Raw genomic sequence first — 13,078 nt, forward strand, 5'->3', positions numbered from 1 at the left:
TCAGTCAAAATGCTTTGAGCTGTGCTATAATACGCGCCTTGGGATTGAGCCAGTAAGTCCATTTATCACTAACTATTGTGATTTTTATTGCCTTTTATTTAGGCGATGCGGCGAGCCAATCAAGTAGTAGTTGGATATGGAGAGCGTCCTTATATTCGTTGAATCGGATATGCGAACATCATAATTTATGAGTTTTAAATCAAAAAAGTACAGTATTGATTCTACTGACTATCAAGTTGGTCAAGACAACGTCAGTAAATGGGGCATGGATGTCCATAACACAGTTTTCGTAGCCTCAGTTGGCTTATCTCTTCTCTTCATCATCACTCTTCTTGCTCTTCCTCCTGCAGATGCTAAAGCTGCAATTGATTCTATTAAGGGTGCTGTTCTATCAAAGTTTGACTTCCTGTTTATGTGGGGAGCTAACATCATGCTAGCGTTTGCTGTTGTTCTTGCTTTTTCACCGTTGGGTAAAATCCGTTTAGGTGGCGAAGACGCGACGGCGGACTATTCAATGTCATCTTGGATTGCGATGTTATTCGCAGCAGGTATGGGTATTGGACTTATCTTCTGGGGTGTTGCAGAGCCAACTGCGTTCTTCACTAACTGGTTCGGAACGCCATTAGACGCAGAACCTTTCACAGCCGCTGGTCGTGAACTGGCGCTAGGCGCAACCGTATTCCACTGGGGTTTTCATGCATGGGCTATCTATGGCATGACGGCGCTTTGTCTGGCGTACTTTGTTTATAACAAAGGCTTACCGCTATCAATGCGTTCTGTGTTTTACCCAATTCTGGGTGAGCGTGTGTGGGGCAAAACTGGTGATGTAATCGATGTACTAACCGTACTGGTTACTCTGTTTGGCCTTGCGACTTCATTGGGCTTAGGTGGTACACAAGCAGCAAGTGGTATTAGCCACGTGTTCGGCTTGGAAAACAACATCTTCCTTCAGCAATCTATCATCGTTCTGATCATGGGCTTGGCGATCATCTCTGTACTACGTGGTATGGACGGTGGTGTTAAGTTCCTAAGTAACCTGAACATGGTTATTGCATTCATATTCCTTGGTCTTATCGCTGTATTGAACTTCACAACTGTGCTTGATTCAATGGCAACGGCGGCAACGGGCTATGTGAAAAATATCGTAGCTTTGAGCCAAAGTGCGGGTCGTGAAGACACAACATGGCTGCATGGTTGGACTGTGTTCTACTGGGCATGGTGGGTAGCGTATGCACCTTTCTTCGGTATGTTCGTAGCGCGTATTTCTAAAGGCCGTACGGTTCGTGAATTCCTACTTTGCGTATTGATTATCCCAACATTGGTAACGTCGGCTTGGATGTCGATCTTCGGTGGCGTAGCTATCGAGCAAGTAATTAACCATGTGGGGCAACTTGGCCTCGACCAAGGCATTACAGACGTATCTCTAAGCTTGTTTTACATGCTAGATGCTTATTCGTTCGGTAGCATTCTGTCTGTTCTCGCAGTCGCGCTGATCATCGTGTTCTTCGTTACAACGTTGGACTCAGGTTCTATCGTTATCGATGGCATGACGGCGGGTGGTAAATTAGAAGTGCCAGTGAAACAGAAAGTCGTTTGGGCGGTTATCTCAGGTGCTATCGCGATGGTGATGCTGTGGATTGGTGGTACTCAATCAATCCAAGCTCTGCAATCTATTACGATTATTGCAGCACTGCCGTTTACGATCATTCTTTTGATTGGTTGTGTGAGCTTGTTGAAAGGCCTACTGACAGAAGTCGGTAAAGGGCAAGAAACCGTAACTCAAACTACAAAATAAATCGTGAATTAAGTAAGTCGCTAGATAGAGATTTACTTTACTCAGCATGATTCAAAGCTCTCTTGTACTTGGTGCAAGAGAGTTTTTTATGCCTAGGAAGAAATCAGAGACCAGATAAAAAAGAGCCACAAGTGAATCATCACTTGTGGCTCTTTTCGTTCTTAGTTCTAGGTGCTCGGTTCTAGTTATTAGCGGGTATGAGCTTATGCGTTCAATTCGTGCTGAATAACGTAATCCAAAGCACCAACAACAGCAGCAACTTGAGCATCATTACACTCTTCGTCTGTTACTTTGTCACTGTCTGGGTAAACCTCTGTGGTTGTACCGTACTTACAGTCAGTCACGCCGCCACATAAGCCAAGCTTCTTCATTGGGTAGTTGATCACGCCGTGTTGAGTGACGTCTGAACCAATGATCTTGCCTTCGTCATCCGCAGGCGCAATGTGGGTTACTTTTTCAACTGAAGCGATGACAGCAGCTTGGAATTCAGGTTGTGGGTTTTCAGTATCGCCAACAGTGTAGAAACCGTCTGGGATCATACCTTCGATGTACTCAATGCCATCACGAGCTGCGAGTGAAGGTCGGAATTCAGTTTCATCAGAGTCAGTCGTCTCATGCAGGTCAACGTGAACCAATACTTCTGGCAGAGACGCTACTAGAGCTCGTAGGTTTGCTGATTCTTCTGCTGGCGTACCGTCGTAGAAAGAGCGGTTTGGATCAACAGCATTTGGATTCCAGCGGTTGATCACTTCGTAGCCCCAAGGGCTCACACAAGGTGCGACAACAATGTTGAAGTGCGCCGTGTATTTTTCTGCTTGAGTCGCAGCGAATTTGATCGCGCCATGCACGCCACTGGTTTCGTAACCGTGAACACCACCTGTTACCAGAATCGTCGGCTTTGACTCGTCCCAGTTTTTGCTCTTGATAGCGAAGAGTGGGAAGCGAGCTTCGTCGTAGCTCAGTGCGCCGTATTGTTCGATGTCAAAGCGGTCTGCAAGTGCTTTAATCTTTGGTACAACTTCTTGCTGGTATTCGCGCTTAACCGTTCGTTGAGCTAACCATGCTTCACGTTCTGCTTGTTGCCATTTTTGCCCTGGCTTACCAATCGGGTAGGTAGATTCACTTTTCATCAATACTTTTTCTTTTATGTTCGTGAAAGATTAAGACAGATTATTCCCGTCTAACAGAGACAGCAATAGAAAACACAACTTGTGACTTTATTTTTTACAGACTCATAACTTTGATGAGTGAATTGATGGTGTTACATTTTATTGATGGTTCAATTCTTTATAAAGAGACAACAAAATGGCTGGAGCAAGTTTACTAACACTGTTAGATGACATTGCAACCGTGTTGGATGATGTCGCATTGATGTCTAAGGTAGCCGCTAAAAAAACCGCTGGTGTGTTGGGGGATGATTTAGCGCTGAACGCTCAGCAGGTATCCGGTGTTTCTGCTGAAAGAGAAATCCCAGTGGTATGGGCGGTTGCCAAAGGCTCATTTAAAAACAAGCTGATTTTGGTGCCTGCGGCATTATTGATCAGTGCTTTTATTCCTTGGCTGATCATGCCTTTGCTTTTGATTGGTGGTTTGTTTCTTTGTTTTGAAGGCGCAGAGAAAATCTTAGAGAAGCTCTTTCCTCATTCTCATCAAGATGACGAAAAGGGAGAGGATACGAGTACTGGTGAATCCATAGAGGAATATGAGAAGAGAAAGGTCGCAGGCGCGATTCGTACTGATTTCATATTATCTGCGGAAATCATCGTGATAGCTCTGGGTACCGTGACGGGTACAAGTATCGTTACTCAGATTCTTGTGGTGAGTTTGATTGCAGTTGTGATGACGATTGGTGTTTATGGCTTAGTTGCTGGGATCGTGAAGTTGGACGATTTAGGTTTCTATCTCCAGCGAACATCGAATGGGAGTGCCATTAAAACCCAATTGGGTAACGGGCTAGTCGCATTTGCGCCCAAGTTAATGAAGACGCTTGCGGTGGTTGGAACGGCTGCGATGTTCTTGGTTGGTGGCGGTATTGTGGTTCACAACGTCCCTGCGATTCATCATTTAATTGAACCGATTATTATGGACTTCAGTGGGCATACGATTGCGACTGCGGTGGTACCAACGCTATTAAATGGTGTGATTGGGGTTTTATCTGGATTGATTGTCGTTGCTATTTGGACTGCTATCGGAAAAATTCGCGGTAAGTAATCGTTAAATTACTGCTGGGAATAAGACAGTCTTTCATCGAAACAAAAAAGGGTCACCATAATTACTATGGTGACCCTTTTCGCTAAATGGAGGGTGTTTATTTAACAGCCCAAGTGCTTATTTTACAGACCAAGCAATCGCCTCGCCGCCACGGATGGGCACAACAATGTCTGAACCGAAAGGCATCGTTTCAGCAACATTCCACTCTTCTTTAACGAGCGTAATTGTATCTGAGTTACGTGGCATGCCGTAGAAGTCAGGGCCATTGTGGCTCGCGAAACCTTCTAGGTTCTCAAGCTTACCTTCTAGCTCGAATACTTCTGTGTACAGCTCTACTGCAGCGTGCGCAGTGTAAGAACCTGCACAACCACATGCTGATTCTTTAGCGCCTTTCGCGTGTGGTGCAGAGTCTGTACCCAAGAAGAACTTCTTGCTACCGCTTGTTGCAGCTTCGATAAGCGCTAATTGGTGAGTGTTGCGCTTTAGGATAGGAAGGCAGTAGAAGTGTGGCTTAATGCCGCCAACCAACATGTGGTTGCGGTTGTAAAGCAGGTGGTGAGCGGTGATAGTCGCAGCAACGTTGTCGTTCGCGTTCTTCACGAAAGTCGCAGCATCTGCAGTTGTGATGTGCTCTAGAACAATCTTCAGGTTAGGGAAGTCGTTCACAATCGGTGCAAGTACTGTGTCCAGGAACTGCTTCTCACGGTCAAAGATATCAACATCGTGAGCCGTTACTTCACCGTGTACCAGCAGCAACATACCCACTTCTTGCATTGCTTCGAGTACGTGGTAAATCTTTTGAGCTGAAGTTACACCTGAATCAGAGTTAGTCGTCGCGCCAGCAGGGTATAGCTTCGCTGCTACAACAGCGCCAGATTCTTTCGCTTTACGAATTTCATCAGGTGTTGTGTTGTCTGTCAGGTAAAGTGCCATTAGAGGCTGGAACTGTTCACTTGGCTGCTCTGCCATGATGCGTTCACGGTAAGCAAGAGCCATTTCGGTATCGGTTACCGGTGGGATGGTGTTTGGCATGATTAACGCTCGACCATTGTAGCGGCTGATATCGCGGACTGTATCTTTTAATACTTCGCCATCGCGTAGATGAACGTGCCAGTCGTCAGGACGAGTAATCGTAAGTTGTGTCATTGAAGGCTCCCACCATTTGAAGTGTTATGTAGTTGGAGCCTAAACTCAGCGAAATCTGTGAAAGCAATCGCTTACGTTTAGGCGACAGGATGATAGTGGAAAAGTACTTTCATTTCATCCTATTTTTAACTCTTCATGGCTAGGAGCTTGTTTTTATGGATATTTTATTCAGTATCTATTTGTTAATAAGGGTTAGCGGGTGGCTACCCACAGACCATGGATCATTCCTGGAACCCAGAAGAAGAAAGTAAGAATGATATTAATCACCAAATCTTTCCCGGCGCCGCGAGCGAAGAACACGCCAACAGGCGGAAGCAGTACACATAAGATGATAATGACGAGTTTGTTCATGATAAATCCTTTTTATTCAATGAAAGTTCAATGCGGTAAACGTGTTCATATTATAGAACGTCTCGAGAGTGTTACTGCATTGCTGCCTTAATGTATCAAGATAGAAAGCTAAACATCTCAAGATACTAGCCTAGTATCAAGTGTTTAATGCCTGCCAGTTCGACTAAAGTTAGATTGGATGTAATAGTGAGGTTTGAGTTGAAATTGTTTAAATTGAAACATAAATAGTGTGCAGTCTAGCGTTAAACTAGTTACGAATAACTAGTTTAACGCTAGCGTCTTAGGATTATTCGGTATCAACCCAAAGCACTAATCCATTTAGGTAGCTGTCTCCTGTGGCCTTAAAGCCTGTTAACTGCTCATCTGCGGTTAGAGTATATTCATCGCTATAGTGACCTGAGTAAGATTTGCTACCACAGGTTAACAGTAAGCCACCAGATTTATTATATAGATAGAGTCGAGACATATCGTTTCCAGACCCAAACTCTGTGGGTCCCCAGAGAGCTCTAACTCTACCTATGTCAGCAACGTTTATTGTATGTTTGGCTCCGCCAGTGCCTCCAATATGAGCACCTCCTACCTGCGAGATAGAATCTACAATAAACCCACAGCCAAACGTCACTTGAGCATTGATACGAGTATCAAATAGATAATCATTACCAATGTCATCACCAAAGAATTTAACTGGATACCCTGGAGGTGTTGCATCGACGCAAGCAGCAAATCGAACACTCGAATTGGCATCATATGTACTAACAACTCTATCTGCCATGTTTACGGAATGATGATAGCTAGTTCCACTTGCTCCTTGGTTACTAGCCCAGTAGCTAACGTCAATTGGCCAGTTGTGATTAGTAAACAAACGGCCACTAGTATTGCCATCATCATATAGGCTTCGAAGTTCCGTCACCGTTGGCAATCGTGCTCCTCTAGCTTGGCACAAGTGATTAGCAGTGTGCCAATCGTGAGAAGCCGTGGTGATACCATTTAAAGCGGTAGTACCGTTACCAACTTGAGGTGTGGCGATGATTTCAGCATCTTTAGCATCTGCGTACATCAACGGTGGTAGGTAGATATTCCCTGAGACGATTGGCTCATATGGGTTACCGACGTAACCTTGCAAAATTCCTGTGGCATAGCCCCCTTTTCCATCAGACACAACATAGGACACAGATGTTTCTCCAGGTTGGGTACTAGTGAAATCAAACTCAGTATCATTGAAAAGATTACCATCGTTGTTGGCATCGTTTGGAATTAAGATGGTTGCACCAAAGCTGTATATGTCAACGAGATGAAGAGTATCACCGTCAGGGTCACTTATAAGATCCGCAACATTGAACCTTAATTGTTTACCATAAGGAATTTTAGCTACCTCGTCACCAGAGTCTGGATCTATATAACTGATTTTCCTACGAGATTCTGCTGTTGGTGCACTGTTTGTGTCTGTTGAGACCGCGATATCAATACTACCAGCTAACACACTTGAACCATCACTATAGCTATATAGGATGCGTTCTACGCCGCTTGGTATGCCATCTCCTGGGGTGTAATCAATCGTATTAGTTGATGTGTTTGCAATAGCAGTTGAATTTGTCGCATCACCATTAGGCAATGTAACCGTGGTTGCTAATGCATATGTGCTTGTGTCTAGAGAGTACCCCGCGTTCCCAAGCTCTTTAGCGATATCTATTTGTACAGATGTGAAAGAGGAGGTTAGTCCTGAAATCGGTGTAAGTTGCTCAGTTGACTCACCGACAGCCGCACGAACTGTCGCTTCAGCAAAACCATCTCCTGATGTTGCTGAAGTAGCGCTAATACGCGCCTCTCCATAGTTACTATGGGAGCTCATAGCGATGTCAGAAGGTAGCGCAGCGCCAACTCGATAGCGGTAGTCGCACACTTTTGCACTTTGAGCGCTAATGGTGAAGCCATTGGCATTTTGGGATACAACATTACAATCATAGCTATTATTCAAAGACGTAACTGTCGTTAATGTAACTGACGAATCATCAGATGACTCCATATTATTCGACAAATCAACAAAAAAGGTATTTGTGGGAGTGCTTTGACGAATTACATCCTGAGCATAGTAAAGGGTATCTCCTGATGTTGGAGATTCGGGTTTGGAGTTAGTAGTCGCTTCGTCGCTAGATGCACCACACCCAAACAGCGCCAATGATATCGCTACTGACAGGGATAATTTATGAAAAGGTGCGTATGTACTTATTCTCATCATGTATTTAATACTCATTAGTGAATGTTATGGGAATTAAGCAAAGAGAGCACAGCCCATTATTTATTTGCGTATTCTAACAAGGCTAAATCACTTTAAATTAGCACGAGCTAGTATCTGGCACTGGTGAGTGCCTAGTTGACAGCTGGCACTATTAGCAATGATATAAGTTAAAACTCAAACTGTTATACGTCTCTAGTATTTATATTGAAGTGGGGTTGTTCATGTGAATAACTACTTTTATAAGATAAGACCGAAGGTGGGATCTAATACCAGTTACTAAATTAGCGAATGAGTAACCTAAGGAATTAAATGCCTAGGTTATTTTTTAGGTGAATGGTTTTCTTGCTCAAATATCCACTAGGCATATCGGAAGGTCACTTTTCTTTACTTGCTAACCAAAACGTTTATTCATTGCATATCATACACCCGAAGTTAGCAAGGGGCTAACTAATAATATTATGAATATATCGAAGGAAATAAAAGTGAAAAAACTAACACTTATTACACTGCTATCTGCAATTACATCTGTTCCAGCTTTTTCTGCACCTGGCGATACCGCTACTGGTTCTGCAGTATTCAGCGGCTTTGTTCCTGGTTTTGTATCCAACGGTGACATCCTTGTTACTGGTGCGGGCGGTAGTGAAGACTCTGCTTCTTTTGTTGGTACGTTACAGGTGAACGCTGACGGTACGTTCGAAACAACTAAACCTGTTGTTTTGGAAGCGCATGACTACACGGGGGCTGTGCTTGGGGCTTTAACTCCAGCTAACTGGACGGTATCACAAGTAAATGTGCTTCCAGCTTTAATGGGTGAAGTACAGCCTAACATTGTCGTCGGCGATAACCTTTCAGCGACGGAACTTACTGCAGCTGAATACTTAGCTTCAACTCAACTTTCAGCAGGCGATACGATTCAACTGTATGTTGCTAACGATACAGCACACTCAACTCCAGATGATATTGCTGGTACAGAAGTTATCGTTAACGTTGATATGATTGCAACTTTGCCATAAGAAAAAATCTCATTATTTGATAGGCACTTAATTAATTAAGTGCCTTGTTTTTCGAGGCTGATGAAAATGAATATCTATATAAATTATTTCTTTCTATTATTGCTTGTTATTTTTAGTTTCAATAGCTTTGGCTATGAAAGCTATTCATTTCCAGTAAATACACAAATAAATAGAGCGAATTTGTATGACTATTCTATAAATGTAGATTTATCTGATGAGTTTATTGCACTGAAGTATGATGGTGAGAACGAAACCTTTCTAAATGGGCGTTTTTATTCTTATATTAGAACGAATATACCAACAAGCTCTGGGGATTCGTTTGAATACAGTTATAACATATCAGAGTTCACTTCTAAATGTGTTTTCAACGATAGCGGTGAGACTATGTATGATGATTTTGTCGATCTCTATATCGATAGAAAACATTACTCTGATATTTCAGATATACCAAACTTTGAATTTAATAATATTAAAAATACTGAATATGAAAACTCTACCAATGAATTTGAATTAGTGACAAATAAAAATATACCGAGTGATGAGCCATTAGATTGCAATGGTCGTATTACGTTCAATGTGGAGCTTCAACTATAATGTTTATTAGACTTTGGTTTGGTTTAAACTTAATTATCATATTTTTCTTGGCCATAATATATAGTTCAAAATCCGTCGCAAATATTCCAGATGGATTTGAAGATATGTTTGAAGAGAAGTTGATAAGAATGCCACTAATTCTCTCGGCTGATAACAACAAATTATTCTATTCGGAAGCTTTCATCTCGGGTGATGAAGTAAGAATTCCCACTTCACAAAAACAACTTGTAGCACAAGCATTGGCGAATGAACTTGGTATTGAGAAAGATGTTAGCGATGCGATGGCAACAACACTGGTAAATGGGGTTGAATCGAGCCTAGATTGTAAAGGTTATCGAAGTGAATGTGGTCTACTACCTGATTTATATGATTTTGTTTATGTGCCAGATAGCCAATCATTGATTATTCATGTTAACTCACAATTCTTAACTGAGATAATAGAAGAGTCAGAAATAAAATTTGTAAAAGAAGAGATCGATCAAAACGCGATCATTATGTCACATGGTTTGAATCTATCTGGTTCTTATAGCGACAACACTGATTATACATCGTCTTATTCTTATCAACATGAAAATTATGCAGGTTTTGGCAAGTATGGCTATTTGCATAATGATCTAAACTTTAGTGATGTCAATGGTTTCAGTTCGGATGACTCATCGTATAACTATGTTGGTGGTAATACTCGTTTCTCTGTCGGGTATAAATACCAAGAACGCCCTTGGAATAGTACTCAGTTTTTAGAAAATGGCAGCAAAACTTCTGGTTACATGTTGTCGATTGGATCGACGAGAGAGCTAGTAAAAAAATCATCTTCTAATTCTAGACGAGTATATTTGAACATTTCAAGAGCTGGTCGACTAGAAATTAATGATGATAGAGGCCGTGTTCTATTAAGTCGTAATGTGGATGCAGGGCAAGAATACTTTGACTATAACGAGCTACCATTTGGTACTTATACTGCGACAATTCGAATATTTGATGGCAGTGAAGAGTTTTACACAGAAGATAGGTTGATAGTCAATACAAGCTCTTCGTCGATTAAAACCGGCGAACTAGATTATCATATTACAGCCGGTTATTTATCAAGAGACCTGACGAATACGGGACTAGAGGACGATTTTGACCAGAAATCCATCAACTTTGCTTATGATAATTATGAAAGTCCAATGTTCACCAATGGGAAATTGAGCTATCAAGTTACGGATTTTTTTGCACTGGGTGCAGGTTCGTTTATTACAGGGGAAGATAATTATAATTATGTTGGTGGTCACTTATCTTTAGGGGAAGTGTCCAGAATATCGGCAGTAACAGGATTATTTGACGATGGATCTAGTTTTTATAATTTTGATGTGGGGATTTATAACTTAAGTGTATCTTACACAAAATTTGATAGTGAAAATGATAATAGTATTGGAGATATTAGTTTGTCTCAACTTTTATTCAGTAACTCGAACTATACGTCATTATCAGTAAATTACAACAAGTACTTAACGAGAAATATATCATCATATATATCGGGTATATTAACAAAAAACCAATATAAAGATTTTAGTAATGGTTATAATAATGAATCAGAAAGTTGGTCTGCAAGAAGTGGCGTGCAGATATCATCATTACCACTTGACTCAAAGGTGAACTTAGAGTTATCAGCAAGTGAATCGAGCGATATAAATTATGGTGTTATGGCCTCAATAATTATTCCAATAGGCCAGGAAAACACATACACACATAGTACACAAGCACAAATAGATGATAGTGGTGATGTTGCGCTATCGCATAGAGATACAGTCTCAAGTAGTCTAATTAACAGAAACAATCTAAATGTATCAAGCTCTGCGGGACTTTATTATCAAGATTCTACTGAAGACCAAAGCAGTGCCGATTTATCATTGTCTGCAAATTATAAGAATAAATATATTGACTCAAACTCTTATACCTATATCAATTCAAGTAGCAATACAAGTGTTTCTGCATATATTGGTACAAGTAATATCGTAACTTCTCAAGGAATAGAGTTTACGAGTGAAAAGTCATCTTCTTATTTTATTTCGAATAATGATACAGGGGAACTGTCTTCGGATGGAAAATTCTTGGCGGTAGTTAACTCCGAGCAGAATGGAAAACAAAGCAATGCTTATGTTAGTGGAGATGCTTTGACGGTATATCCATTAAAAGAGTTCTATGAATATGAATTCAAGCTTGATACGGAAGCCTCTGATTTTTACAACAATGGTGAGTCTTATACGTCGGCTACTAGTTATCCAGGAACTGTTATCCGTTTGGATACGTCGTTGTCTGAGTTGAAATCATTTATATCGACGTTTAGTGATATAAATGGAAATCCAATAGACGGAGTTGAATGTATCGGTGGAGGTTGTGTTTCTACTGACAAGCTTGTTGAAGGTGTGTATCAATTTAAGGTGAAAGATAAACAACCTTACAAAATTATATCTAAGGAAAACCAATGTGTAATACCGGAGTTATCATCGGTTAATAATTTGAATTTAGGTAATAACTTCTGTATGCCATCATTCGAAGAAAATAGTGAAGGTTATCAGATAGCCCTAGTTGATGGTGTTTATTATTACTACTTAGGGCAATACAAGGATAGTAATATTGTATTGAACTATCAGAACAAACTGAACAACTCAGGTGTTGAAATTATAAACAAAAAGCTTGGCGGTTATTTGTATATATTCGCTAAGTCTCCTGAGCAACTAACTACGGCAAACAAACTGTATGTTGATGAACTCATTAATTATGCAGTTCATATGGAGATGACGCCATATGCTTATAACTAACATAGAGAAAATTATGCAACGTGTAATATTTACTTCGATACTATTAATGACGACCTCTTTTAGCCATGCATTTAGCATAGATAAAATGCTTCTTATAGCTGGAGAAGATGGTAATGGAGTTTTTACTCTGACTAGTTCGAAAACTGAACCTGAATATATAAAAGGTAACGTTAGCCAAGTAAAGGTTGAAAACGGAGAGTTAGAAAAGGTAGAGCTAACAAAAGATAATTTACCTTTATGGGATCTTGCGCTATTACCCAATAAACTGATATTAAATCCGGGGGAAAGACGTCGTGTATCAGTAAAGAATTTATGTCAGGTTAATTGTGATGATTTAGAGAAGGACAAAGTTTATCAAGTGACTTTCATGCCTAGCGTTATCGATGGAGATAAAAAAGAAAGTATAATTGGTATTAATTATGGTTATGCTCCTTATTATATTGTACCTGCAAAAAATACTAATGTTGACTACAAAGTTAAATATAACGGTTCAGAAGTTTATGTGGAAAATAATGGTAACACATTTTTCTACATACAGTTTGATAACTGTAAACCGAATTCTGTTAGTAACAAATGTAAACAAACTAATACAATACTATCTGGTCGAAAGAAAACCATAAAATTAGCAGAAGGCCTGCAAAATGTCGATTCGTTATCCGTTAAGGTAGCCAACCATGATTACAGTTATAACAAAAATATCACTATTAAAAAGAAATAGCCTAATTAGTATAGCGCTATTATTCACGGCTTTAGATAGTAGCCATGCTGCAGATGTATACGGAACGATTACAGCAAACAACTCTGTGGTTTGGAACAATGCGGCGCCAAATAGTTATTTCGGTAGTGAAGCTATATCTCCATCTGCATGGACGATAGCGCAAGAGCAACCAACGGCAGAGTGGTATCCCGCAACAGGGCAAGATTACGAAGC

At 40.7% G+C, this 13,078-nt stretch carries 10 protein-coding genes; 6 read left to right on the top strand and 4 right to left on the bottom strand.

From position 1 onward, the window contains the following. Positions 1 to 187: 187 nt before the first annotated feature. Positions 188 to 1,795, top strand: a complete 1,608-nt coding sequence (locus AB4482_RS06365) for a BCCT family transporter (RefSeq protein ID WP_136980001.1) — start codon at positions 188 to 190, stop codon at positions 1,793 to 1,795. Between the two features lie 203 nt (positions 1,796 to 1,998). Here AB4482_RS06365 and AB4482_RS06370 read toward each other — a convergent pair whose 3' ends face one another. Further along, on the bottom strand, positions 1,999 to 2,925 hold the full coding sequence (locus AB4482_RS06370; protein ID WP_372153024.1) for a M14 family metallocarboxypeptidase: 927 nt from the start codon (positions 2,923 to 2,925) through the stop codon (positions 1,999 to 2,001). 175 nt (positions 2,926 to 3,100) lie between these two features. Here AB4482_RS06370 and AB4482_RS06375 point away from each other — a divergent pair, with 175 nt between their 5' ends. Beyond that, the gene (locus AB4482_RS06375; protein ID WP_372180705.1) at positions 3,101 to 4,006 is read left to right on the top strand and encodes a DUF808 domain-containing protein; all 906 of its coding nucleotides are present in this window, start codon (positions 3,101 to 3,103) and stop codon (positions 4,004 to 4,006) included. Between the two features lie 117 nt (positions 4,007 to 4,123). Here the strand turns inward: AB4482_RS06375 and pyrC are convergent, their stop codons facing one another. From pyrC to AB4482_RS06390, 3 genes are all read right to left on the bottom strand, one after another. Then, complete coding sequence (gene pyrC / locus AB4482_RS06380; protein WP_372180706.1) at positions 4,124 to 5,152, bottom strand: dihydroorotase; 1,029 nt, start codon at positions 5,150 to 5,152, stop codon at positions 4,124 to 4,126. A 192-nt stretch (positions 5,153 to 5,344) separates the two neighbouring features. Continuing rightward, positions 5,345 to 5,503: a YqaE/Pmp3 family membrane protein gene (locus AB4482_RS06385; protein WP_017059962.1), complete on the bottom strand. Its 159-nt coding sequence runs from the start codon at positions 5,501 to 5,503 to the stop codon at positions 5,345 to 5,347. Between the two features lie 286 nt (positions 5,504 to 5,789). After that, complete coding sequence (locus AB4482_RS06390) at positions 5,790 to 7,754, bottom strand: adhesion domain-containing protein (protein WP_372180707.1); 1,965 nt, start codon at positions 7,752 to 7,754, stop codon at positions 5,790 to 5,792. Positions 7,755 to 8,221: 467 nt separating this feature from the next. Here AB4482_RS06390 and AB4482_RS06395 point away from each other — a divergent pair, with 467 nt between their 5' ends. The 4 genes from AB4482_RS06395 (at position 8,222) to AB4482_RS06410 (ending at position 12,865) form a co-directional block, all read left to right on the top strand. Beyond that, positions 8,222 to 8,752 carry a hypothetical protein gene (locus tag AB4482_RS06395; RefSeq protein WP_372102742.1) on the top strand — a complete coding sequence of 177 codons (531 nt, stop codon included), beginning with the start codon at positions 8,222 to 8,224 and terminating at the stop codon, positions 8,750 to 8,752. A 66-nt stretch (positions 8,753 to 8,818) separates the two neighbouring features. Next, positions 8,819 to 9,346, top strand: coding sequence for a hypothetical protein (locus tag AB4482_RS06400; protein WP_240800848.1), 528 nt, complete (start codon positions 8,819 to 8,821; stop codon positions 9,344 to 9,346). Then, positions 9,346 to 12,147 (top strand): CS1-pili formation C-terminal domain-containing protein, encoded by a 2,802-nt coding sequence (locus AB4482_RS06405; RefSeq protein ID WP_102321324.1) that lies wholly within the window; start codon positions 9,346 to 9,348, stop codon positions 12,145 to 12,147. Before AB4482_RS06400 ends, AB4482_RS06405 begins: the two co-directional genes overlap by 1 nt. A 13-nt stretch (positions 12,148 to 12,160) precedes the next feature. Next, a complete protein-coding gene (locus AB4482_RS06410; protein WP_229648578.1) occupies positions 12,161 to 12,865 on the top strand; it encodes a hypothetical protein in 705 nt (234 codons plus the stop codon). Positions 12,866 to 13,078: the final 213 nt, after the last annotated feature.

The organism is Vibrio sp. 10N.222.55.C7 (assembly GCF_041473335.1).
GTDB classification, from domain to species: domain Bacteria; phylum Pseudomonadota; class Gammaproteobacteria; order Enterobacterales; family Vibrionaceae; genus Vibrio; species Vibrio crassostreae_C.